Raw genomic sequence first — 23,404 nt, forward strand, 5'->3', positions numbered from 1 at the left:
ATCGCATTCCATCTGACGGAACGGTCTTTCACTTCACGAAACGATCGAAAGGAGTAGGCACCCCGTGGCACCTCCGCGTCCCCGCCTGTCCCGCCGCGACGCCCTCCGGCTCGGCGGCCTCGCGCTGCCCGCACTCGCGCTGCCGAGCTTGCTCACCGCGTGCGGCAGCGCCGCCGGCACTCCCGGCACCGTGCTGCGCGTGGCCCAGACCTCGGACCCGAAAACCCTGGATCCCCAGAAACAGGGCGACCTGACCTCCATGAACGTGCTGATCAACATGTTCGACACGCTCACCACGCGAGGTCCGGACAACCAGCTCAAACCCGGGCTGGCCCTGTCGTGGTCCTCGCCCGACCCGCTGACCTGGCGCTTCAAGCTCCGGCCCGGCGTGAAGTTCCACAACGGCGAGCCGTGTGACGCCAAGGCCGTGGCCTTCAGCATCAACCGGCTGCTCGACCCCGCCACGAAGTCACCGATCGTCGAGCTGCGCTATGTGAAGCAGGCCGTGGTCGTCGACCCGCTGACGGTGGACCTGCGCTGCAGCGAGGCCGACCCGATCATCCCCGCCAAGGTCTCGCTGTTCGGCGGCGTCGCCGTGCCACCGGAGTACCTGAAGCAGGTCGGTTCTGCGGGCTTCGCGAAGCATCCGGTGGGCACCGGGCCGTTCACCTTCGAGGAGTTCGAGCGCGACCACCAGCTGCGGATGCGCGCGAATCCCGCGTACTGGGGCGGCAAACCGGCCTACGACGAGCTCGTGTTCCTGCCGATGGCCGACCCGTCGTCCTCGCTCGCGTCGCTGCAGAGCGACGAGGTCGACATCGTCGCGGGCCTGACGCCCGATGCCGCGCTGCAGATCCAGGGGTACCCGGGCGTCGAGATCCGCCACTTCCCGGGCATCCGCACCTCGTACCTCTCGCTCGACACCACGCAGGGCCCGTTGCGCGACGTGCGGGTGCGCCAGGCGCTCAACCACGCCGTCGACGTGCCGCTGCTGATCAAGGCGGTGCTCGACGGCAAGGCCCGCGAGGTGCCGACGATGTTCCCGCGCGAGTCGTTCGGCTTCGACCCGTCGATCGCGCCGTACACCCGTGACCTCGGCGAAGCCAAGCGGTTGCTCACCGAAGCCGGTTTCCCGAACGGCTTCGACACCTCGATCACCGCGCTGACGGCCGACTCCAACGTCGCCGAAGCGATCTCCGGGCTGCTGGCGAAGGTCGGCGTGCGGGCGCGCGTCGACCTGATGGACTCCGGCACCTACACCAGCCGCCTCACCTCGAACAACCGCAGCGCGCTCGGCCCGATCTACCTCGCCGCCAGCACCGGCTGGACGCTCGACGCCGAGAGCCTCGTGCAGTCCAACGTCCGCCACGACCGGCGGCAGAGCCGCTGGCACAACGCCGACGCCGACCGGCTCATCGACGCCGAGGAGCTCTCCCTCGCACCCGCCGCCCGGCAGCAGGCGTTCACGTCGCTGCAGAAACTTCTGAAGCAGGAGGCGCCGTTCGTGTTCCTCTACCAGATCGACAACACCTACGCGGTCAACACGAGGCCGACGTGGCAGCCCGGTGTCGTCGGCGTGCTCGCCATGGCCTCGGCGAAGGTGACCCCGTGACGGCGCCGGTCACCACCGCCACCCGGCCGGTCGCGCGAGCCGGGGCGGGCGTGCTGCGGGTGGTCGTGACGAAGGTGCTCACCGCGATCGTCGTGCTGTTCTTCGTGGCCACGGCGGCGTTCCTGCTCGTGCGGCTCTCGGGCGACCCCGTGAAGCTGATCCTGCCGCCCGACGCCACCGCGGCGCAGGAGGCGACGCTGCGGGCGAGCCTCGGGCTCGACCGGCCGCTCATCACGCAGTACCTCGACTACCTCGCCGGCCTGCCGCGGCTTCAGCTCGGCACCTCGCTCGTCTACGACCAGCCGGTGACCGACGTGCTGTTCTCCCGCGTCCCGGCGACGCTGGAGCTGGCCGGGGCCGCGCTGCTCGTGGCGCTGGCACTCGCGGTGCCGGCGGGCACGTTCGCCGCGATGCGCCGCGGCCGCGCCGGCGACTCCGGCGTGATGGCCGGTGTCCTGGTCGGACAGTCCACTCCGGCCTTCTGGGTCGGGATCCTGCTCATCCTGATCTTCGCCGTGCAGCTGAAGATCCTGCCCGCGTCGGGCTACGGCGGAATCGAACACCTGATCCTGCCCGCGGTCACGCTCGCCGTGTACTCGGTGGCGGTGATCGCGCGGCTGCTGCGCTCGTCGCTGATCGACGTGCTCGGTTCGGACTTCATCCGCACCGCGAAAGCCAAGGGCCTCGGCACTGGCGGGATCGTGCTCGGCCACGGCATGCGCAACGCCGCGCTGCCCGTGGTCACGGTCATCGGCCTCGAGGTCGGCTCGCTGCTGGGCGGCGCGATCCTCACCGAGCAGGTGTTCTCGTGGCCCGGCCTCGGCCGGCTCACGGTCGAGGCGATCCAGAACCGCGACTTCCCGCTCGTGCAGGCGGCGGTGCTGTTCTTCGCCGCCACGTTCGTGATCGTGAACCTGCTGGTGGACCTGTCCTACACGATTCTCGACCCGAGGGTGCGGGTGACCTCATGACCGCCATCACCGCTGTCGCCACTGTGCGATCCGTCCGGCCGAGCGCCGTGCGCGCGATGCTGCGCAATCGGCTCGGCGCCGTCGCCGTGGCCGTGCTCGCGCTGATGGTGCTGGTCGCGGTGTTCGCGCCGCTGATCGCACCGTACGACCCGGGCGCGCAGGACCTGCTGGTGCGCCTGCACCCGCCCGCGTGGCAATCGGGCGGTGACGCGAGCCACCTGCTCGGCACCGACCAGCTCGGGCGCGACATCCTTTCGCGGCTTTGTTACGGCGCACGGATTTCGTTGCTGGTGGGCGCGTGCGCGGCGCTGCTCGCCGGGATCGTCGGCGCGGCAATCGGGCTGGTGGCGGGGTTCCTCGGTGGCTGGTTCGATCGGATCCTCATGCGCCTGGCGGACATCCAGCTCGCCTTCCCGCCGATCCTGCTCGCTCTCGCCATCGTCGGGTTCCTCGGCTCCGGCCTGTGGTACGTGGTGCTGGTGCTCGGCTTCACGGGCTGGGTCTCCTACGCCCGTGTGATCCGCTCCGAGGTGCTTTCCTTGCGCACGAGGGAGTTCGTCACGGAGGCGCGGGCGATCGGCGTCACGGACCTCGCGATCATGCGCCGCCACCTGCTGCCCAACGTGATGGCGCCGCTCGCCACCATCGGCACGCTGCACGTGGCCGCCGCGATCGTGGCCGAGGCGTCGCTGAGCTACCTCGGCCTCGGCGTGCCGAAACAGACCGTGACCTGGGGTGGCATGCTCAGCGACGGCCAGCTGTACCTGGGCACGTCGTGGTGGGTGGCCGTGTTCCCCGGCATCGCGCTGATGCTCACCGCGCTGTCCGTCAACATCACCGGAGACGTCCTGCGCGACGTCGCGGACCCGAAGGCGTACCGCTCATGAGCCTCGTGGAGATCAAGGACCTGAGGGTCGAGTTCCGGCTCGACACCGGCACGGTCACGGCCGTCGACGGCGTGAGCTTCGCCGTGGACGAGGGCGAGACGCTGGCGGTGGTGGGGGAGTCGGGCAGCGGCAAGACGGCCACGGCCCTGTCGTTGCTTCGACTGAACCCCGAACCGCCGTGCGTGTACGAGGGTGAGGTGCTGCTCGACGGGCGTGACGTACTGCGACTGTCCGAAAAGGACCTCCGGAGCATCCGCGGCAACGACGTCGCCATGGTCTTCCAGGACCCGATGACGAGCCTCAACCCGGTGAAACGCGTGGGTGCGCAGGTCGCGGAAGTCGTCCGCCGGCACGCACGTGCTTCGCGGGCCGAAGCCGCCAAAGCCGCCGTCGAAGCGCTGGCCGAGGCGGGGATCCCGGACGCGGAACGGCGGGCGGCCCAGTACCCGCACCAGCTTTCCGGTGGGCTGCGCCAGCGCGTGATGATCGCGATGGCGCTGATCGGCCGGCCGCGGGTGCTCGTGGCCGACGAGCCGACAACCGCGCTCGACGTGACCGTGCAGGCACAGATCCTGGAGCTGCTCGTGGAGCTGCAGCGCCGCCACGGCATGGCGATTGTGCTCATCACCCACGACCTGGGTGTGGTGGCCGAGGTCGCCGACCGGGTCGTGGTGATGCGCTCGGGCCGCGTGGTCGAGACCGGGGCAGTGCTGCCGGTGTTCGAGACACCGCAAGAGGAGTACACGCGCGAGCTGCTGCGCGCCACACCGAAGCTGGAGCGGGTATGACGAACCTGGTCGAGATCCGGGGCCTGCGCAAGGACTACGGCGCGGTGGCCGCCGTGGACGACGTCGACCTCGACGTGGTCTCCGGCGAGACGCTGGCCGTGGTCGGCGAATCGGGGTCGGGCAAGACGACGCTGACGCGGCTGTTGCTGCGGCTGGCCGAGCCGACGGCGGGCAGTGTCCGTTTCGACGGCGCCGACCTGGCGACGCTGCCCGCGGCCCGCCTGCGCAAGGTGCGCCGCGAGATGCAGGTGGTGCTGCAGGATCCGTACTCCAGCATGAACCCGCGCCTGCGCGTCACCGAGATCGTGGGGGAACCGCTGGTCACGCACGAGCGCGGATTGCGCGGTCGGCGTGGCCGCACTCGGTTGCGCGCGCGGGTCGGCGAGCTGCTCGACGCCGTCGGCCTCGCGCCGGAGGTGCAGGACCGCTACCCGCACGAGTTCTCCGGCGGGCAGCGCCAGCGCATCTCCATCGCCCGCGCGCTCGCCCTCGAACCGCGGCTCGTCGTGCTGGACGAGCCGACGAGCGCCCTCGACGTCTCCGTGCAGGCGCAGGTGCTCGACCTGCTCGCCGAACTGCAGTCGCGGCTGCAGCTGACGTACGTGTTCGTGTCGCACAACCTCGCGGTGGTGCAGCAGATCGCCGACCGGGTGGCGGTGATGCGGGCGGGCCGGATCGTGGAGCTCGCGTCGAAACAGCGGCTCTTCTCGGCGCCGGAGCACGATTACACGCGGACGTTGCTCGACGCGGTGCCGGACCCGGATCCGCGGCGGGCCCGGCGATGGGCCGTGTCCTGAGGTGGCCGACGTGAGCTCAGTGCCGCGACAGCACCAGGCCCGCGCCGCCGAGCAGCACGATGTCGTCGGCCGGGCCCGTGTTGACCAGCACCCGCGGGGGTTCCGCGCCGGTGGCCCACGACGAGTCCTCGCGCAGCCGGTGCTCGATGCGGGCGCGGAACGCTTCGCCGCCTTCGGACGCTTCGCCGTGGAGGATGAAGAGGCCCGGGGCGAACAGCTGCTGGATGTTGACCAGGCCCAGGGCGATGTTGCCCGCGTACTCGTCGAGCAGCGGGTCGCCGGCCAGCTCACGGACGCCACGGGCCGCCAGGCCGCGCCGTTCGGCCTCGGCGCGCAGCCACGACGTGGTCGCGACGGTTTTCCAGCAGCCGCGTGCGCCGCAGGTGCACGGCAGGCCGCTGGCGGCCACCGTCATGTGCGCGCCGCTGCGCCCACCCGGCGGGGCGAGCACCTCGCCGTCGTAGAGGATGCCGACGCCGAGGACCTCGCCGGTGGACACCGACGCGAACGTCGTGCGGCCGCGGCCCGGGCCGAACCAGCGGTCGCCGAGGACCTGCACGCGCGCGAGGTGCTCCACGTGCACGGGGACACCCACGAGCCGGGTCACGACGTCGGCGACCGGGTAGCCGTGCAGCGCGGGCACCTCGTGGACCTCGATGATCACGCCCGCCGACGCGTCGACCAGGCCCGCGGCGGCGATCCCGACACCGGCCGGCGGGCTCGGGAACCGCAGCGCCGAGGCGAGCGCGGCGTCGATCTCGCCGCGGTCGGCCGTGCCGTGCGGGTACATCGCCTCGGCCTGCCAGAGCACCGTGCCCGACAAGTCGAGCAACGCGGCGCGGACGCGGCCGGGCACCAGCTCGACGGCGCCGAGCAGCGGTGCGTCCGGCGTGCGCGGCTCGGCAGCCGGGACCAGCCGCAGTGCTGGCCGTTCGCCGGAATTCATGCGGTCACGATGCCACGCCCGGCCCGACGAGGGGAGCCCACATGCCCGAACTGACGCGGATGACCTGGCGGGAGGTGCGCGCGGCCGCGCCGTCGGCCATCGCGGTGCTGCCGATCGGCTCGCAGGAGCAGCACGCGGGCCACCTGCCGATGGGCACCGACACGATGCTCGCCGAGGCCGTGGTCGACGGCGCGCTCACCCGCCTCGGCGGAGATCCGGAGGTCGTGCGGCTGCCCGCGCTGCCGTTCGGCCACAGCCCGCACCACCTGTTCGCCGCGGCCGTGTCGCTCTCGGCCGCCACGCTGCAGGCCGTGCTCGCCGACGTGCTCGATTCGCTCGTGCGCAGCGGCTTCCGGCGCGTGTTCGTGGTCAACGGCCACGGCGGCAACGACGAGATCATGCGCCTGGCGGTGAAGCAGTACGCGCTGCAGGCCGACGTCGCGCTCGCCGCGTGCTCGTACTGGTCGCTCGGCGAAGCCGCTTCGCCGGGTCACGCCGGGCTGTTCGAGACGTCGCTGATGCTTGCCGCGAAGCCGGACCTGGTGCGCGAACCCGCGCCGCGGCCCGACGTGACCCCGCCGCCGTTGTTCGACCGGCCGCCCTACCCCGGGCTGACGGTGGAGCGCCACGGCGAGTGGGCCCGCGTCGGCGGCTCCACCGACGACGCCACGGCGGCGACCGCCGACCGCGGTGCCGACCTGCTCGACCGGCGGGTGGCGGCCTTGGCGGCCGCGATCCGCGCGTTCGACAACGCCACCGCGGCCACCGGAGAACACGTACACACCGAAGGGGAGGCATGAAGATCACCGACGTCGACGTGCAGGTCGTGAACCTGCCGTTGACCAACCCGTTCACCAGCTCGTTCGAGACCAAGACGGGGGAGACCCGCACGGTCGTGCGCCTGCGCACCGATACCGGTGTGGAGGGCTGGGGCGAGACGATGTGGGGTCGCCCGGTCGCGGAGCTCACGCGCCAGCTCGGCGCGGAGCTGGTGGGCAAGAGCCCGTTCGCGCTGGAGGCGTTCCACCAGCGGCACCACATGGTGCCCTTCTTCCACGGCTACCTGGGCTACGCGGCGCTGGCGGCGCTGGACGTCGCGTGCTGGGACGTGATGGGCAAGGCCACCGGCCAGCGCGTGACCGACCTGCTCGGTGGCCCGGTGCGCGAGGAGGTGCCGATCACCGCGCTGGTGACCCGCGCCGACGCGCCCGGCGCGCAGGGCAGTGAGCTGGCGCAGGGGATCGCCGAGCACGCGGCGAAGGTCGTGGCCGAGGGTGGCTTCACGGCCGTGAAGCTCAAGGGCACCACGGATGTCTTCGGGGACGTCAAGATCATGCGGGAGCTGCGGCGGGCGCTGCCGGACGTCGAGCTGCGCGTGGACCCGAACGCCGCGTGGTCCGTGCCTGACTCGATCCGCGCGGGGCTGGCGATGGAGGAGCTCGACCTGGAGTACCTCGAGGACCCGTGCGTGGGCATCGAGGGCATGAGCCAGGTCCGCGCGAAGGTGCGGATCCCCTTGTGCACCAACATGTGTGTGGTGCGGTTCGAGGAGTTCGCCCCGGCGATGCGCCTCGGCGCGGTTGACGTGATCCACGGCGACGTCTACAAGTGGGGCGGCATCGCGGCGACGAAGGCGCTCGCCGCGCACTGCGAGACGTTCGGCCTCGGCATGAACCTGCACAGCGGCGGCGAGCTGGGCATCGCGACGGCCGCGCACCTCGCCGTGGTCGCCAGCACGCCTGTGCTCTCGCGCGCGATCGACAGCATGTACTACCTGCACGTGGACGACATCGTCGAGCCGCTGCGCCTGGAGGCCGGCCGTCTGCGCGTGCCGACCGGCCCCGGCCTGGGTGTGGAGGTCGACGAGGACAAGCTGGCCTTCTACGCCGCGAAGAACGCCGCCGAAGGCGACCTCACGGGCTGACGCGCGCGAGCACGTCGTCGAGGGAGCGCACCAGCGCTTCGGGCGAGCCGTGCAGGTGGGACAGCGCGGTGCCGCCCTGCTGGGCGGTGAGCAGCGTCAGGGCGAGGTGCTCCGCGGAGACGTCCGCGGGGATCTCGCCCGCCGCTTGGGCGCGGCGGACGAGCGTGGTGATGGCGTCCTGCCAGCGGTCGAAGAGGCGCGCGAGGGTGGTGCGCAGCTCGGCGTCGTCGTCGACCTGGCCGACGAAGGCGCCGAGCGGGCAGTTGCCGTAGCCGCTCTCGTCGGCCGCGGCGAGCACCTCGTCGCGCCAGCGGCGCAGATCGGTGCACTCCTCGTCGTGCAGCGACGGCTGCGCGGCCAGCACGCGCTCCAGCTGGTACTCCAGCACGGCGACGGCGAGGTCCTGCTTGCCGCCGAAGTAGTGGTACAGCTGGGATTTGCCGGTGCCGCTCTCGGCGAGCACCTCTTCCAGCGGCGTGCCGCCGATGCCGCGCTCGTGCATCAGCCGCGCGGCCGTGGTCACGATCTTCTCGCGCGTGCGGCGGCCGCGGCTCGTGGTCGGTTCGGGGCGCATCTACGCGGGATAGGTCTCGTAGTGTCGGGTGTCGAGCGTCGCGGGGTCGAACTTGCCTGCGATCGAGCCGATCCACTGCTTGAACAGCGGGCCGGCGCGGAAACCCCGCTCGTGCGCCTCGACCGACGTCCAGTCCACCGCCACGGTGAAGCGGCCGGGTTCTTCCACGCAGCGGCTGACCGTCGCCGACAGGCAGTCCGGGTGCGCACGCAGGTAGGGCACACCCGAAGCGATGGCCCGGCCCAGCTCGTCTTCACCGCCGGGCAGCGCGGTGAGGGTGGCGACTTCCGTGACCATGACTGCCTCCCTCAGGCGATTTCGACGGGCAGGTCGGTGCGGGCGCTCCACTCGTTCCACGAGCCGTCGTAGTTGGTCCCGAGGGGATAACCGGCGATGGCGAGTCCGAAGAGGACGGTCGAGGCCGCGACGCCGCCGTTGCAGTAGGCCACGATCGGCCGGCCGGGGTCGAGCTCGGCCGCGGTGAAGAGGTCTTTCAGCTCGGCCGCGGAGCGCCAGGTGCCGGTGGCGAGGTCCACGAGGTCTTCGCGCGGCACGTTCACGGCACCGGGGATGTGCCCCGGCCGGTTGCCGGGACGCGCGATCTCGCCGGTGTACTGGCCGGGATCACGGGCGTCGACGAGCTGGATCTCCGGTTTGTCCAAAGCGGCCAGCACGTCCTCGGCCGTGGCCCGCAGTTCCGGGCGGGTGCGCGGGGTGAACACCGCGCGGGGGTGCTGCGGCACGGCCGTGTCGACGGACCGGTTTTCCCGCTGCCACCGCGTGAAGCCGCCGTCGAGCACGACCACGCGGTGGTGGCCGTAGTAGTGCAGCGCCCACCACAGCCGCGTGGCGAACGTCGACGCCGGGTGCGTGTCGTAGGCCACCACGAGGTGCTCGTCACCGATCCCGGCCCGCGCCATCGCGTCGGCGAACTGCCGCTCGGTGGCCACCTGCACGGGCACGGCGTCGTCCGGGTCGACGATGTCGCGCGTCCAGTCGAGGAACACCGCGCCGGGCACGTGACCGGCCGCGTACTCGTCGGCCGAGCTCTCGTAGCCGAGGCCGGCCGGCCGCGGTGAAGAGGTCCCCGCGCCCTGGCCGGGCAGCGGCGGCACGGAGCCGCGGATGTCGACGACCCGGACGTCCGGATCGTGCAGGTGTGCGGCCAGCCACTCGGTGGTGACCAGGAAATCGGTGCGTGGCATCGGCTCGGGCCCGTCCCTTCGGCGGGTCGGTGCCCGCCTTCAGTCTGTACCATACAGTACAGTTCTGGACAGTGTCATTCCCGGCAGGTCAGCGCAGCGCGTTGATCGTGATGGTCAGCGTGTCCGGGTCACCCGCCTGTACGGCGCCGCTGAAGTCCGGGCCGGGGGAGACGTCGTCGTAGGGGAAGGCGTAGCCGCGGTTGTCCGGCAGGCGGCTGTGGACGATGCGGGCGTAGTGGTTGGTTTCGGTGGCGGTGTAGAACTTTGCGGGGTCTTCGCCGTCCGGCTGGTTCGGGTTGTCGAGCAGCGTCGTGCGGTTCAGTGCGGCCGCCAGCCGCGGAACGATGGCCTTGCGTGCGTCGCTGTCACCGTCCTTCAGCGCGAACGGGCCGCTGTCGCAGCTCCACACGTCCGCGGTGACTGGTTTGGCGAACAGTTCGCCGTTGGTGAAGGCGAGCATGCCGTCGCTGCCGACGCGACCGGTGAACTTGCCCAGGCCCGGGATCTGAGAGTCGACGGTGAGGTCGGCGCCCGCGTACTTCTGCCAGGCCGAGTCGATGTACCCGTCGAGGTAACCGGTGAAGCGGTCGGCGCGGTGCTGCGCGGACAACGCGCGCAACGGACGGCCGTCGGAGCCGGCGTCCACGAGTTCGGCCCACGCGCCGCCCTGGGCCTTGAGCGCGTCGCAGATCGGGTCGAGCGAGCGGGCGGGCAGGCCGGGCACGGTCTGGTCGCCCGAGCCGGTGGTCCGCAGGTGCAGGCCAAGGGGGATCGCGACGAAGTCGACGTAGCTGATGTTGGCGAACAGCACCGCGTCGTTGAAGGTGAACTCGCAGAACGACCAGTCGCGGCCGTGGTTCGGGTCCGCGGTGTTGACGAAGCTCGGGTGCACCAGCGCGGGGCCGGAGTTGACGAAGAAGTCGAGCTTCGCGTCGGTCACCACGTAGATCCGCGCACCCGCCATCTTCGGCACGCTCACCTGCGGCAGCGATTTCACCGGGATGGCGCAGTCCTCGGTGAGCGGTGTCTGGTCCGCTGCTGGGGAGGGCGGGTAGTACGGCGTGCCGTCGGCCTTGAGGATCACGACCTTGTTGCCTGGTGCGATACCCGTGATGTAGGCGTAGGTTTCGCCGGCGCCGGAGCGGTCGTCGAACGCGACCTTCACCGTGTCGGGCGTCGCCGCGGAGGCGATGCCCTTGCCCCACAACGGAAAGGTGGCCGCCGCGGCGGACGCGCCGAGGAAAGCTCGTCGGGAAATCAAGGAAAACGCCTCCTGGGGACGGGGAGTGTTCGGTGGGCCGGTGGGGCCCGCCGCCGCAGGCCTCACCGGCCGGGTCAGCCGACCTGGAGGTCGATGCAGGAGTAGAACGCGTTGGCCGTGTCCGCGATGTTCCACACGGCGAGCACGGTCTGGCGGCCGGTGTGGCCGCCCAGGTCCACCTGGTGTGTCACGGTTTCCGGCGGCTGCTGGTTGTGGCCGTCGAAGCTCGCGATCTGCTCGTCGCCGATGAAGTACTCGTAGCTCGCGGTGCTGTGGCGCGCGGTGAAGGTCCACGTGAACGTGACCGTGGAGCCGACGGACGCGGCCTGCCAGGGCTTGGAGTTGTCGTTCAGCTCGGCGTACTCTTCCTTGCCGCCGTTGCAGCCGTGCAGGCCCTTGGGCCCTTCGACGCTCTGCGGTTCGTACTTGATCGCCCCGCAGTCCACGATCCCCTGCGCGCACTGCGCCTGCCGGCTGGCGGGGGAGTTGACGTAGCCGTGGGCGCTCGCGATGCCGGTGGGTCCGACGAGCACGAGCACGGGTGCGAGGGCGGCGCCGGTGAGGCCGGCGATGATCTTCCGGTTCGCTTTCATCCGAGCTCCTTCGGGGACTGCTCGCGACCCGAGGGAACGGCGAGCGAAGGATCGATTCGTGGTCTAGACCATAACCACAGGAACCGGACTCGGTCAACAACTGGCGAAGTGCATACGGAAGTTGGTTATCGGGCAACTGATCGTCATGGTTCAGTGCATCGAAGCGCCGGCTTCCCGCGCCGCGTGGACGAACGTGCGCACCGCCGGGGCGATCCCGTCGGCGTGGTACGCGACCCCGATGCCCAGCTGTGGCCGTGGGCCCCGAATCGGCCGGTAGACCACGCCGGCGCGGGTGAGGCGCTGCGTCTCCGAGGCGATGAACCCGAGACCGAGGCCGGCCGCGACCAGCGCGATGATCGACTGCGCGGGGTGGGCTTCCATCGCGATCTTCAGGCTGAAGCCCGCTTCGCGGCACAGCAGCAGCACGGTGTCGTAGAGCTGCGGCGCGATCTGACGCGGGAAGATCACCACCTGCTCGCCTTCGAGGTCGCCCAGCTCGAGTGACTCGTGCGCCGTCAGCGGGTGGCCTTCCGGGAGCGCGAGCTGGAACGGTGCCCGGCCGATCTCTTCGACCGCGAGGCCGGCGTCGTCCAGTGGCGGGTGCACCACGCCGACGTCGAGGTCGCCGCGGCGCAACGCGTGCTCCTGCTCCGCGGTGGTCAGCTCGCGGACCACGAGGCCGACGTTCGGCAGCCGTGCGCGGAACAATGCGGCGATCTCCGGGTAGACGACGTAGAGCGCGGGCGAGGTGACGCCGACCGTGAGCTGACCGACCTCACCGCGGTCGGTTCGCAGGGTGAGCGCCGCGGCGTCGTCCATCTGCCGCAGCACCTTGCGCGCCTCGGCCAGGAAGACCTCTCCCGCCCGGGTGAGCGAGACCGAGCGCTTGTTCCGGTGGGCGAGACGCACGTCGAGTGCTCGCTCGAGGCGCAGGATCTGCTGGCTCATCGCCGGCTGGCTGATGTGACAGCGCTCGGCGGCACGGCTGAAGTGCAGTTCTTCGGCGAGCGCCACGAAGCACTCGAGTCCGGTCCGGTCCATTGGCCCAGCCAACTCTGATAATTAAAACAAATCAATAGATCCAGACAAAGAGTTGGACCCAATCGTCTCGGCGCTCTTACCGTGGCCTGCGCCACTCGAAGAACGGAGAGCACCGAATGCTGTTGCCGACGTCCGACGGTCCGCCGATCCGCGTCACGTCCGTGGAGACGACCGTCGTCAACGCGGAGCTGCGGAACTGGATCCTGGTCAAGGTCCGCACCGACCAGGACGGCCTGTACGGCTGGGGCGAGGCGAGCCTCAACTGGAAGACCCGGGCCGTGACCGGAGCGATCGAGGACCTCGCGCCGCTGGTGATCGGCCGCGACCCACGGGACATCGAGCAGATCGTGCGCGTGCTGACCAAGCACAGCTACTACCGCCTCGGCATCATCGGGGCCACCGCGATCAGCGGCATCGAGCACGCGCTGTGGGACATCTTCGGCAAGTCCGTCGGGCTGCCGGTGTGGCGGCTGCTCGGCGGCCGGGTCCGCGACTCGGTGCGCGTGTACACCCACCTCGGGCTCGGCGACATGAGCTCGGTCTACGACACGGCCGACGCCGGCCGGCTGCGCGAGAAGGCCGCGGCGGTCGTCGAGCAGGGCTACGACGCGCTCAAAGTCGTGTTCATCCCCTACGGCAACCACCTCACCGTCGCCGCGGAGCGCCGACACGTCGACAAGCTGATGGCGACGCTGCGCGACACCGTCGGCCCCGACGTGGACATCATGGTCGATTTCCACGGCCGCACCGCGTCCGTCGCCGCGGCCTTGCAGTACATCGAGGTGCTGGCGCCGTACGAGCCGCTCTTCTGCGAAGAACCCGTGCAGCCCGGTGACACGGAAGCACTGCGGCAGGTCGCCGAGCGTTCGCGCGTGCCGATCGCGACCGGGGAACGGCTGGTGGGCCTCGGGGAATTCCTGCCGGTGTTCGCGGCGAAGGCGGTGCACGTCGCGCAGCCCGACCTCAACCACACCGGTGGGCTGCTGGAGGGCAAGCGCATCGCGGCCGTCGCCGACACCGAGCTCGTGGGCGTCGCGCCGCACAACCCCAACGGCCCGATCGCCGGGGCCGCGGCCCTGCACTTCGACGTGAGCACCCCGAACTTCGTGATCCAAGAGGAGATGAGCGGCGCGGTGAGCTGGTACGACGACGTCGTGCGCACCCCGATGACCCGGGTGGGCAGCCACTGGCAGGTCCCCGACGCACCCGGACTCGGGGTCGAGGTGGACGAGCGGGAGGCCGCGAAGCACCCGTTCAAACCGGAAGTGCCGCACAGCAGCTCGGCCGTGCTGGCCGACGGAACGGTGGTGGACTGGTGACCACCACGATGCGGACGTTCGCCCACCCCGCCGGCGTGCACAACGCCACGCCGCCGCGGGTGGTCTTCGGCCCCGGCACCTCGGCTGGCCTGCGCGACGAGGTGGAGCGCCTCGGCGCGAGCCGGGCGCTGGTCGTCACGACCCCGGGCCGCACCGAGCTCGGTGACCGGTTCGCGACCGCGATCGGCGATCGCTGCGCGGGGCTGCTGCCCGAGGCCGTGAGCCAGGTGCCGGTGGAGCTCACGCGCCGCGGCGCCGAGAAGGCGGAGAGCCGCGGCGCCGACTGCCTCGTCGCGATCGGCGGCGGCGCGGCGACAGGCCTGTGCAAGGGCATCGCGTACCTCTCCGGACTGCCCATCATCGCCGTGCCCACCACGTACTCCGGCTCGGAGATGACGGGCTTCTGCGGGATGACCGCCGACGGCGTGAAGCGCATGCACGAAAGCCTCGCGATGCGACCGTCCACAGTGATCTACGACGCCGAGCTGTCGCTGTCGCTGCCGCCGGCGACCAGCGCGTCGAGCGCGATGAACGCGCTGGCGCACTGCATCGACGCGATCTACCTGCCCAGCCTGAGCCCGCTGATCGCGCCCGCCGCGGTCGAGGGCGCCCGGGTGGTGGCGACCACGCTGCCGGCGCTGCTCGCGAACCCGGGCGATCTCGCGCTGCGCAACGAAATGCTCTACGGCGCCTACCTTTCCGGGGCCGCGCTCACCGGCGGCTTCGCGATGCAGCACGCGATCGCGCACATGCTCGGCGGCAGCTACGACGTGGAGCACGGTGTCGCGCACGCCGTGGTGCTGCCCTACGTGACCGACCACCTCGTGCGCCACGCGCCGGGGCCGCTCGGCCGGATCGCGGCCGCGCTCGGCACCGACGACCTCGCCGGCGCCCTGTGGGACCTCGCCACCGGCTCGGGACTCCCGGTGCGCCTCGCCGACGTCGGCTTCGGCCCCGGCGACGAGGACCGCGCCGTCGAGATCGCGACCACGGCCGACGGTGCTCCGGCCACGCTCGACACCCACGATGGCGGCCGGGCGGGCAACCCGGCGCCGGTCACGCCGGACGCCGTGCGCGCCATCCTCCGCGCGGCTGCCGACGGGACCCGGCCGGGTGGTTCGCGATGAGGATCCTGCTGATCGGCGAAGCCGCGGACCACGAGGACGACCTGCGCGCGCACCTCGCGCAGCCGTACGAGGTGGCCGGATTGCCGTGGGCGGCCGCCGACTCGGCGAGGTTCGACGCCGAACTCGGGCCGGACGACGTCGTCGTCTCGTTGCGCTTCTCCCGCCCGGAGGGCCAGGCGCCGCCGTTCCGGCTGCTGCACGTGCCTGGCGCGGGCCTCGACCGGATCGACTTCGCCGCGCTGACCCCGGAAACCGCCGTGGCCAACGTGTTCGAGCACGAGGCGCCGATCGCGGAGTTCGTCCTCGCCCGGCTGCTGGAGTGGGAGATCCGGGCGGCAGAACTGCAGGCGTCGTTCGGCGCGGACGCGTGGCCGGAGCTCTATGCGCACCGCGTCCCGCACGGCGAGCTGTACGGCAAGACGCTCGGTCTCGTCGGCTACGGGCGCATCGGGCGGGCCATCGCCGAGCGCGCCGCCGGGTTCGGCGTCGAGGTGCTCGCGGTGGACGACTTCGCGAGGGGTGACGGCATCGCGAAGGTGCTGCCGACCGCCCGGCTGGCGCAGGTGCAGGAAACGGCCGACTACCTCGTGCTCGCCTGCCCGCTCACGGCCGAGACGACGGGGCTGATCGACGCCGCGGCATTGGCGCGGATGCCGGCCCACGCCGTGCTGGTGAACATCTCCCGCGCGCCGATCGTCGAGGAGACCGCGCTCTACGAAGCCTTGCGGGACAACGGGATCGGCGGCGCGATCCTCGACGTCTGGTACCGCTACCCCGGCAGCGGCGGGGAGGCCGTGGCCCCCGCGGCACACCCGCTGTGGGACCTGCCGAACGCCTGGTGCACGCCGCACTCCAGCGCCTGGACCACCCAGCTGCCGCGCCGCCGCTACGCGGTCATCGCGGAAAACATCAACCGGCTCGCCGCAGGGGAGCCGTTGCGCCACGTCGTTCGCCCGCCGAATGGCACCGCTCAAGGAGGAGCAAGCCATGACCCCCACCGGAACACCTGACCAGATCTGGGCCGAGTCCCGGCGCCGCCTCATCCCGGGGACGGTGATCGGGAGCCTCATCGAGTGGTACGACATCGCCGTCTACGGCCAGGCCGCGGCGCTCGTTTTCGGCACGCTGTTCTTCCCCCAGTTCTCCGACACCGCCGGACGCGTCGCCGCGTTCGCGACCTTCGGCGTGGGCTACTTCGCCCGGCCGCTCGGCGCGATGATCTTCGGCCACGTGGGGGACAAGTACGGTCGCCGGTTCTCCCTCGTCTGCACGCTGCTGCTGATGGGGATCGCGACTGTCGTGATCGGGCTGTTGCCCACCTACGCGGGCATCGGGATGCTCGCGCCGGTGCTGCTCGTGGTCTGCCGGCTGCTGCAGGGGCTGGGCGTCGGCGCCGAGTACGTGGGCGCCGTGACCATGGTCGCGGAGTTCGCGCCGGCGAAGAAGCGCGGCTACTTCGCCTCGCTGCCCGCCTCGGGGGTGTTCCTCGGGATCGGGCTGGCGGCCGCGGTGAGCGCGAGCGTCTCGGCGCTGCCGAACGACCAGCTGATGAGCTGGGGCTGGCGAGTGCCGTTCCTGCTGAGCTTCGTCGTAGTCGGCATCGGCCTGCTCATCCGCCTGCGCGTGCCCGAGTCGCCGGTGTTCTCCGAGCTGAAGGAAGCCCGGGCCCGCACCAAGGTGCCTGCCCTCACCATGATCAAGGCGATGCCGAAGCGGCTGCTGCTGGTGATGGTCGCCAACGGCGTGCTGGCGTTCAACATCTACGTGGTGCAGACCTATTCGCTCAGCTACCTGGCGGGCAAGGGCGTGGCCAAGAGCAGCGCGCTCGTGGCGGTGCTGGTCGGCTGCGCGGTCGGTGCGGCGGTGATCCCCGTGCTGGGCAAGGTTTCCGACCGCTCCGGGCGCAAGCCGGTGTACCTCGCGGTGAGCGCTTTCTGCGCGCTGGTGCCGTTCCCGTTCTTCTGGCTGCTGGACACCCGCAACGTGGGCCTGATCGTGCTCGCCTTCGCCCTCGCGCTCGGCGGCTGCCTCGCGATGTTCGGTTCGCAGGCCGCGTTCTATGCCGAGCTGTTCCCCGCGCAGTACCGCTTCAGCGGTTTCGCGCTGGGCCGCGAGATCCCCGGCGCGGTGCTGTCGGGACCCGCCCCGGTGATCTGCGTCGGCCTCGTGACGCTCGGCGCCGGTTCCCCGAGCCTCGTGGCGGTCGCGATGGTCGTGGTCGCCGTCGCCGGCCTGCTCGCGGTGCTCGCCCTGCCGGAGACCCGCGGCATCGACCTGGCACCGATGGTCGAGCCCTTTCCCGCGGTGACCGAGCGCGCGGGCGCCTGACCCCCGTTCCGGGCCGGCTGCCCCCCACCGGTCCGGAACGGGTTCCACACCACGTCCTAAGAACGCTGTCCCGACAGCAGCTCGAACGCCTCCCACATCCCGGAGTAGCGGCCGCCGCGGGCGAGCAGCTCGTCGTGGCCGCCGGCCTCGGCGATGCGGCCGCGGTCGAGCACCACGATGCGGTCGGCCGACTGCGCGGTCTGCAGCCGGTGGGCGATCACGATGGTCGTGCGCCCGGCCGAGAGCGTCCGCATCGCCTCGGCGACATGGGCTTCGGCCGCGAGGTCGAGGTTCGATGTCGCCTCGTCGAGCAGCAGGATCGCCGGGTCCACGAGCTGGGCGCGGGCAAGCGCGAGGAGCTGGCGCTGCCCGGCCGAGAGCGAGCGGCCGCGTTCGGCGATCTCGTGCAGGTAGCCGCCGGGCAGTGTGGCCACGAACTCGTGCGCCCCGACGGCCCGCGCGGCCGCCTCCACCTCGGCGTCGGTGGCGTCGGCGCGGCCGTAGGCGATGTTGTCGCGCACGGTGCCGGTGAACAGGAACGCCTCCTGGGGCACGTAGCCGAGCGCGCGACGGTAGGCGGCGAGGTCGAGCGAGCGCAGGTCGTGGCCGTCGACGCGGACGCTGCCGGTGTCCGGGTCGTAGAAGCGCGCGAGCAGCTTCACCAGCGTCGACTTGCCCGCGCCCGTCTCGCCGACCAGCGCCACGGTCTCGCCGGCCGCGATCGTCAGGTCGACCTCGCGCAGCGCCTCCGGCGGTTTCGCCACGGCCTGCGAGCCCGCGACCAGCCGCGGGTCGGCGGGACCACGGCGTTCACCCGTGCCGAGCGCCGGCGCCGACGGATACGCGAAGCGCACCCCGTCGAAGGTGATTTCGCCGCGTAGCCGGCCGGGGTCGATCGCCTGGACGGCGGGTGGGGTGAGCGTCTCCAGCCGCATCAGGTCGGAGATGCGGCTCACCGACACGCGCGTCTGCAGCCACGAGTCGAACACCTGCGACAGCTGCTGGATGGGGGAGAAGAACAGATCGATGTAGAGGATGAACGCGATCAGCGCGCCCGGCGTCAGGCGGCCGGTGTAGATCATCCCGGCGCCGACCCCGAGCACGATCGCGTCGGCGCCCGCCGAGAGGAACTGCACGAACGGGAAGTACGTGGCGGCCAGCCGCTGCGCGGAGTAGCGCGAATCGAGGTAGTCGCGCCCGAGCCGGCGGAACCGGCGGATCGTCTCGTCCTCGTGGGCGAACGCCTGGGACTCGCGCACGCCCGAGAGGCTCTCCTGGAAGTCGGCGTTCACGATCGCCACGCGGTCGCGCGCCACTTCGTAGAGCTTCGCGGCGCGCCGGCGGAAGATCACCGTGCCGATGGCCAGCGGCACCACCACCGACAGCGTGCACAGGCCCAGCAGCGGGTTGACCACGACGAGCGTCACGCCGACCCCGGCGAACGTCACGAACGCGACCAGCGCCGAGAGCAGCCCGTTCTGGATGAGCGACTCGAACTGGTCGACGTCGGTGGTCATCCGCGTCATGATCCGGCCGGCCATCTCGCGCTCGTAGTAGTCGAGCGAAAGGCGTTGCAACTGCGCCCAGATCCGGATCCGCAGCGACAGCATCACGCGCTGAGCGGTCCGGCCGGTCACGAACGTCTGCGCCACCTCGTCGAGGAACGCGATCAGCGTGATCAGCAGGAACAGCCCTGCGGCACCGAAGAGCACGGCCTGCGCGCCCTGCAGCACGCCGTCGTCGATGCCGCTCTTGACGAACACCGGCCCGATCACCGACGCGACGGCGTCGATCACCACGAGCAGCAGCCCGAACAGCAGCGGCCGGCGGAACTCGCGCAGCAGCGTGCGCAGGGAGAACGTGCGCTCCTGGCGGGCTTCGGTGGCGAGGTCGACCTTCGCGAAGTCCCGCACGGGTTTCAACTGGTCGACGCGGGCGAGCAGCTGCGGGGTCGGAGGCAGTGCGGCGCGCCACCCGCTGCCGCCGGCGGAGCCGCCGAGGCCGGCGCCGATGCCCACGGCTCCGGCGGCGCGGGCCGTGACGCGCCGGCCGTTGCCGTTCTGCCCGTTGCGTTCCCCCCGCCAGGCCGACGCGGTGGTGCCCGCCACGGTGAGGGCCTCGATGCGGTCGCCGACTCGTTCGGCGGCTTCCTCCTCGAGGCCGGTGAGCAGCGTGCGGTAGAGGGCACTGCGCTCGACCAGCTCCTCGTGGGTGCCCTGGTCGGCGACCACGCCGCCGTCGAGCACCACCACGCGGTCGGCCAGGTGCAGCGTCGAGCGGCGGTGCGCGACGAGCAGCGTGGTGCGCCCGGCCAGCACCGTGCGCAGCGACGCGTTGATCGACTCCTCGGTGTTGGCGTCGACGGCGCTGGTGGCGTCGTCGAGCACGAGAACCCGCGGGTCGGTGAGGATCGCGCGGGCCAGCGCCACTCGCTGGCGTTGCCCGCCCGAGAGCGAGAGCCCGCGTTCGCCGACCACGGTTTCGTAGCCCTGCGGCAGGGCGCGGATGAAAGCGTCGGCCTCGGCGACCTCGGCGGCGGCGACGATCTCCTCGTCGGTGGCGTCTGACCGGCCGTAGGCGATGTTGGCGCGGATGGTGTCGGAGAACAGGAAACTCTCCTCGAACACCACACCGACCTGGGACCGCAGGGATTCGAGCCGAACCGTGCGCAGGTCGTGCCCGTCGAGTAGCACGGCGCCGGACTCCGGGTCGTGGAAACGGGACACGAGCGTGGTCGCGGTGGTCTTGCCGCTGCCGCTCGGGCCGATCAGCGCGACGCGCTCGCCGGCCGCGATGTGCAGGTCGAAGCCACGCAGCACCGGCGCGTCGGGCGAGTATCCGAAGTGGACGTTCTCGAACCTGATCTCGCCCTTGGCCGTCGGCAGTTCCACGGCGTCGGGGGCGTCGGCGATGTCCGGCTCCAGGTCGATCAGCTGGAAGATCCGCTCGACGCCCGCGCGGGCCTGCTGGCTGATCGCGAGCACACCCGCGAGCTGACGGGCGGGGGCCATCAGCTGCCCGACGTAGGTGGAGAAGGCGAGGAACGTGCCGAGGCTGAGCCCGTGGTGCAGCGCGAGCCAGCCGCCGAGCACGAGAATCGCGACCTGCCCGAGCGCGGGGATCGCCTGAAGCAGCGGCTGGTACCGCGACTGCAGCCGCACGGCCCGAAGCTGCATGCCGTAGAGGTCGCCGGCGGTGTCGGCCAGGCGGCCCAGCTCCCGGTCCTCCTGACCGAACGCCTTGACCACGCGCACGCCGTTGACGTCCTCGTCGACGATCTGCACCACGTCGCCCTCGCGCTGCTGCGCGGCCCAGGTGGCGGGGAAGATCCGCCGGCGCATCCGGTAGGACACCATGAGCAGCAGCGGCACCACGACCAGGCTCACCAGCGCGAGCAGCGGCGAGAGGACCAGCATCACGCCGAGCGAGAGCAGGACCAGCAGGATGTTGCCGCTCATGATGGGCAACAGGCTCAGCAGGCCCTGTACGAGCGCGGAGTCGGACGTCGCGCGCGACACGAGCTGGCCCGTGGGCATGCGATCGAGGTTCGCGAAGTCCATGCGCTGCAGGTGGGCCTGGATGTCGTTGCGCAGGTCGTACTGCACGGCCAGCGCGACCCGGCCGCCGCGGTAGCGCCGCTGGTAGGCGAACACGAACGCGGCCGCGGCGAGCACGAGCAGCGCGATCAGCCACGGCCACAGCGACGCCGAGCGGCTGAGGATCACCCCGTCCACGATCTGGCGTTCCAGCAGCGGCACCACGGTCTGGCAGGCGCTGCCGAGCACGGCGGCGCCGAAGGCGATCAGCAGCTCGCGGCGGTGGCGCAGGACATAGCCGCCGAGGCGGCGCAACCAGCGGGACTTCTCTTCGGGTTCGCTCACCGGTTTCCGGCCGACCGCTCGGCCATGACCTCGTCGATCGCGTCACCGAGCCGGCCAAGCGACTCGAGCACCACGTCGCCGTCGGGCGTGCGGGCGACCAGCGCGAGGAGCCCCTTGATCATCTCGGCCTCGGTGGCGGCGAGCAGCCGTTCGCCTTCCGGTGTCAGGGAAAGCGCCGTGGCCCGGTGGTCGGCGTCGACATCGCCGCGGACCAGGAGGCCGCGTTTCGTGAGCGCGTCGACGGCGGCGCTGATCGCCGGACGGCCGAGCGCGAGCCGCCGGGCCACACGGGAGGCGCGCTCGTCGCCCGAGGCGACGGCGGACAGCACGCGGTAGTGGGCGAGGTTCAGCTCTCCCGACGAGCGCTCCAGCAGCCGCGAGACGCGGGCCAGTGCGCGCACGGCGCTCGTCGCGGTCTGCTCGCGGGATTCTCCGGGGGAGGGCATGATCCCGACTGTAACCCCTGTTTGTTCGATCGTCGAACTAGTGGGTCTCGGCGGACCGAACAAGATTCGGTAGCCTGGGCTCGACCGGACTGGGTCGACAACGGAGTTCTCTGCTCACGCGCGCCGTGGGCAGAACGAGGTTCGGAGGTAGCGTGAGCTTCAACCTGGCCACGATCTTGCACGAGTCCGCACTCGCCCAGCCGGAAAAGGACTTTCTGCGTTTTCCGGGTGGAATCCACTCCTATGCCGCGGTGGACGAGGCGTCCGGCCGGGTCGCGACGGCGTTGCGCGCACGGCGTTTCGCGCCGGGCGACAAGATCGCCGTGCAGCTGGCCAATGTGCCCGAGTTCGTGTTCGCGTACTTCGGGATCCTCAAGGCCGGGCTCACCATGGTGCCGCTGAACCCGCTGCTCAAGGCCGACGAGATCGCCTACCACCTGGCCGACTCCGACTCGCGGCTGCTCATCGCCGACACGGCGCTGGCCGGCGAGGTGGCGAAGGCGCTCGCCGAGGTGCCGGAGGTGGCCGCGGTCGTCGTGGGCGGGCTGGACGGGTGGCCCGCCGGCGCGGTCGGGTTCGCCGAGCTGCTCGACGCCGAGGACGACGGCGACCTGTACCCCGGCGCGGCCGACGACACCGCCGTGCTGCTGTACACGAGCGGCACCACTGGGCGCCCGAAAGGCGCCGAGCTGTCGCATTTCTCGCTGTACATGACGTGCACGATCGGCGGCCAGACGTTCGGCACGGAGCCCGAGGACGTGGTGCTCGCGGTGCTGCCGTTCTTCCACGTCTACGGCCTGTCCAGCATCCTCAACTCCGCCGCCCGTCACGCGCGCACGGTGTCGGTCGTCCGGCGGTTCGAGCCGAAGGCGGTGCTGGAGGCCATCGAGCGCGACCGCGTGACGATCATGGCCGGCGTGCCCACGATGTACCACGCGCTGGCCATTGCCGACAGCTCCGCGTACGACACGAGCAGCCTGCGCATCGGCAGCTCCGGCGGCGCGGCGATCCCGGAGCAGGTGCTGCTGGCGTTCGAGGAGAAGTACGGCATCCCCGTGCTGGAGGGCTACGGCCTGTCCGAGTCCGCGTCGACGACCACGGTGAACCCGGGCGCCGCCAACCGCAAGGTGCTCTCCATCGGCAAGCCGATCTGGGGCGTGCAGCTGCGCATCGTCGACGCGCAGGACCGGCCGCTGCCGCCCGGTGCGGACCACGTGGGCGAGATCGTGCTGCGCGGGCACAACATCACGAAGGGCTACTACAAGCGGCCCGCCGAGACCGCCGAAGCGTTCCGGAGTGGGTGGTTCCACACCGGGGACCTGGGTTACGTCGACGAGGACGGGTTCGTGTTCGTCGTGGACCGCAAGAAGGACCTCGTGATCCGGGGCGGGTACAACGTGTACCCGCGTGAGGTGGAGGAACTCCTCTACCGGCACCCGGCCATCGGGGAAGCCGCGGTGATCGGGGAGCCGGACGAGCGGCTGGGCGAGGAGATCGTCGCCGTGGTCTCACTGAAAGCGGGTGCGTCGGCGGAACCGGAGGAGATCGTGGCGTGGGCGAAAGAACGGATCGCCGCGTACAAGTACCCGCGCCGGGTGCGGATCGTCGACGAGCTGCCGAAGGGGCCGACGGGGAAGATCACGAAGCTGCCGTTGCGGGGGCACTGACCGTCCACTGTGGTCGGACGGTTCGGCTCGTTCAGCC

General features: G+C 71.3%; 21 protein-coding genes. 12 read left to right on the forward strand and 9 right to left on the reverse strand.

What is annotated here, in order from left to right; translation table 11 throughout:
* Positions 1 to 64 precede the first annotated feature (64 nt).
* From ABZU76_RS22635 to ABZU76_RS22655, 5 genes are read left to right on the forward strand one after another with little or no spacing between them, the layout of a single operon-like run.
* Entirely contained in the window at positions 65 to 1,612 is a 1,548-nt protein-coding gene (locus tag ABZU76_RS22635; RefSeq protein ID WP_354872679.1) for an ABC transporter substrate-binding protein, read from the forward strand.
* On the forward strand, positions 1,609 to 2,583 hold the full coding sequence (locus tag ABZU76_RS22640; protein ID WP_354872681.1) for an ABC transporter permease: 975 nt from the start codon (positions 1,609 to 1,611) through the stop codon (positions 2,581 to 2,583). The genes ABZU76_RS22635 and ABZU76_RS22640 overlap by 4 nt, the downstream gene beginning before the upstream one ends.
* The gene (locus ABZU76_RS22645) at positions 2,580 to 3,470 is read left to right on the forward strand and encodes an ABC transporter permease (protein WP_354872684.1); all 891 of its coding nucleotides are present in this window, start codon (positions 2,580 to 2,582) and stop codon (positions 3,468 to 3,470) included. The genes ABZU76_RS22640 and ABZU76_RS22645 overlap by 4 nt, the downstream gene beginning before the upstream one ends.
* Positions 3,467 to 4,258 (forward strand): ABC transporter ATP-binding protein, encoded by a 792-nt coding sequence (locus tag ABZU76_RS22650; RefSeq protein ID WP_354872690.1) that lies wholly within the window; start codon positions 3,467 to 3,469, stop codon positions 4,256 to 4,258. The genes ABZU76_RS22645 and ABZU76_RS22650 overlap by 4 nt, the downstream gene beginning before the upstream one ends.
* Positions 4,255 to 5,055, forward strand: coding sequence for an ATP-binding cassette domain-containing protein (locus ABZU76_RS22655; RefSeq protein WP_354872692.1), 801 nt, complete (start codon positions 4,255 to 4,257; stop codon positions 5,053 to 5,055). The genes ABZU76_RS22650 and ABZU76_RS22655 overlap by 4 nt, the downstream gene beginning before the upstream one ends.
* Positions 5,056 to 5,071: 16 nt before the next feature.
* Here ABZU76_RS22655 and ABZU76_RS22660 read toward each other — a convergent pair whose 3' ends face one another.
* On the reverse strand, positions 5,072 to 6,001 hold the full coding sequence (locus ABZU76_RS22660; protein WP_354872694.1) for an ROK family protein: 930 nt from the start codon (positions 5,999 to 6,001) through the stop codon (positions 5,072 to 5,074).
* Between the two features lie 41 nt (positions 6,002 to 6,042).
* Here ABZU76_RS22660 and ABZU76_RS22665 point away from each other — a divergent pair, with 41 nt between their 5' ends.
* On the forward strand, positions 6,043 to 6,801 hold the full coding sequence (locus ABZU76_RS22665) for a creatininase family protein (RefSeq protein WP_354872696.1): 759 nt from the start codon (positions 6,043 to 6,045) through the stop codon (positions 6,799 to 6,801).
* A complete protein-coding gene (locus ABZU76_RS22670) occupies positions 6,798 to 7,925 on the forward strand; it encodes an enolase C-terminal domain-like protein (RefSeq protein ID WP_354872699.1) in 1,128 nt (375 codons plus the stop codon). Before ABZU76_RS22665 ends, ABZU76_RS22670 begins: the two co-directional genes overlap by 4 nt.
* Here the strand turns inward: ABZU76_RS22670 and ABZU76_RS22675 are convergent.
* The 6 genes from ABZU76_RS22675 to ABZU76_RS22700 form a co-directional block, all read right to left on the reverse strand.
* The gene (locus tag ABZU76_RS22675; protein WP_354872702.1) at positions 7,915 to 8,499 is read right to left on the reverse strand and encodes a TetR/AcrR family transcriptional regulator; all 585 of its coding nucleotides are present in this window, start codon (positions 8,497 to 8,499) and stop codon (positions 7,915 to 7,917) included. The two genes, ABZU76_RS22670 and ABZU76_RS22675, sit on opposite strands and share 11 nt — an antisense overlap.
* Positions 8,500 to 8,796 carry an antibiotic biosynthesis monooxygenase family protein gene (locus tag ABZU76_RS22680; RefSeq protein WP_354872704.1) on the reverse strand — a complete coding sequence of 99 codons (297 nt, stop codon included), beginning with the start codon at positions 8,794 to 8,796 and terminating at the stop codon, positions 8,500 to 8,502.
* Between the two features lie 11 nt (positions 8,797 to 8,807).
* Positions 8,808 to 9,704 carry a sulfurtransferase gene (locus ABZU76_RS22685; RefSeq protein WP_354872707.1) on the reverse strand — a complete coding sequence of 299 codons (897 nt, stop codon included), beginning with the start codon at positions 9,702 to 9,704 and terminating at the stop codon, positions 8,808 to 8,810.
* A gap of 88 nt (positions 9,705 to 9,792) precedes the next feature.
* Entirely contained in the window at positions 9,793 to 10,965 is a 1,173-nt protein-coding gene (locus ABZU76_RS22690) for a glycoside hydrolase family 64 protein (protein WP_354872710.1), read from the reverse strand.
* Positions 10,966 to 11,039: 74 nt separating this feature from the next.
* Positions 11,040 to 11,558 carry a lytic polysaccharide monooxygenase auxiliary activity family 9 protein gene (locus tag ABZU76_RS22695; RefSeq protein WP_354872713.1) on the reverse strand — a complete coding sequence of 173 codons (519 nt, stop codon included), beginning with the start codon at positions 11,556 to 11,558 and terminating at the stop codon, positions 11,040 to 11,042.
* A gap of 150 nt (positions 11,559 to 11,708) precedes the next feature.
* Complete coding sequence (locus ABZU76_RS22700) at positions 11,709 to 12,599, reverse strand: LysR family transcriptional regulator (RefSeq protein ID WP_220239192.1); 891 nt, start codon at positions 12,597 to 12,599, stop codon at positions 11,709 to 11,711.
* A 116-nt stretch (positions 12,600 to 12,715) separates the two neighbouring features.
* On the opposite strand from ABZU76_RS22700, the gene ABZU76_RS22705 reads away from it, so the two are divergent.
* Genes ABZU76_RS22705 through ABZU76_RS22720 form a run of 4 tightly spaced genes read left to right on the forward strand, consistent with a single transcriptional unit; the run spans position 12,716 to position 17,373 of the window.
* Positions 12,716 to 13,918, forward strand: coding sequence for an enolase C-terminal domain-like protein (locus tag ABZU76_RS22705; RefSeq protein WP_354872717.1), 1,203 nt, complete (start codon positions 12,716 to 12,718; stop codon positions 13,916 to 13,918).
* On the forward strand, positions 13,915 to 15,045 hold the full coding sequence (locus ABZU76_RS22710) for a maleylacetate reductase (RefSeq protein ID WP_354872719.1): 1,131 nt from the start codon (positions 13,915 to 13,917) through the stop codon (positions 15,043 to 15,045). Before ABZU76_RS22705 ends, ABZU76_RS22710 begins: the two co-directional genes overlap by 4 nt.
* Entirely contained in the window at positions 15,042 to 16,055 is a 1,014-nt protein-coding gene (locus ABZU76_RS22715; RefSeq protein WP_354872722.1) for a 2-hydroxyacid dehydrogenase, read from the forward strand. Before ABZU76_RS22710 ends, ABZU76_RS22715 begins: the two co-directional genes overlap by 4 nt.
* On the forward strand, positions 16,033 to 17,373 hold the full coding sequence (locus ABZU76_RS22720) for an MFS transporter (RefSeq protein WP_354872725.1): 1,341 nt from the start codon (positions 16,033 to 16,035) through the stop codon (positions 17,371 to 17,373). Before ABZU76_RS22715 ends, ABZU76_RS22720 begins: the two co-directional genes overlap by 23 nt.
* A gap of 56 nt (positions 17,374 to 17,429) precedes the next feature.
* Here the strand turns inward: ABZU76_RS22720 and ABZU76_RS22725 are convergent, their stop codons facing one another.
* Together ABZU76_RS22725 and ABZU76_RS22730 are read right to left on the reverse strand one after the other, a co-directional pair.
* A complete protein-coding gene (locus ABZU76_RS22725; RefSeq protein ID WP_354872728.1) occupies positions 17,430 to 21,254 on the reverse strand; it encodes an ABC transporter ATP-binding protein in 3,825 nt (1,274 codons plus the stop codon).
* Positions 21,251 to 21,700, reverse strand: a complete 450-nt coding sequence (locus ABZU76_RS22730) for a MarR family winged helix-turn-helix transcriptional regulator (protein WP_354872730.1) — start codon at positions 21,698 to 21,700, stop codon at positions 21,251 to 21,253. The genes ABZU76_RS22725 and ABZU76_RS22730 overlap by 4 nt, the downstream gene beginning before the upstream one ends.
* A 152-nt stretch (positions 21,701 to 21,852) precedes the next feature.
* On the opposite strand from ABZU76_RS22730, the gene ABZU76_RS22735 reads away from it, so the two are divergent.
* Complete coding sequence (locus tag ABZU76_RS22735; protein WP_354872732.1) at positions 21,853 to 23,367, forward strand: long-chain fatty acid--CoA ligase; 1,515 nt, start codon at positions 21,853 to 21,855, stop codon at positions 23,365 to 23,367.
* Positions 23,368 to 23,404 lie beyond the last annotated feature (37 nt).

It is taken from the genome of Amycolatopsis sp. NPDC005232 (assembly GCF_040607795.1).
GTDB lineage: Bacteria > Actinomycetota > Actinomycetes > Mycobacteriales > Pseudonocardiaceae > Amycolatopsis.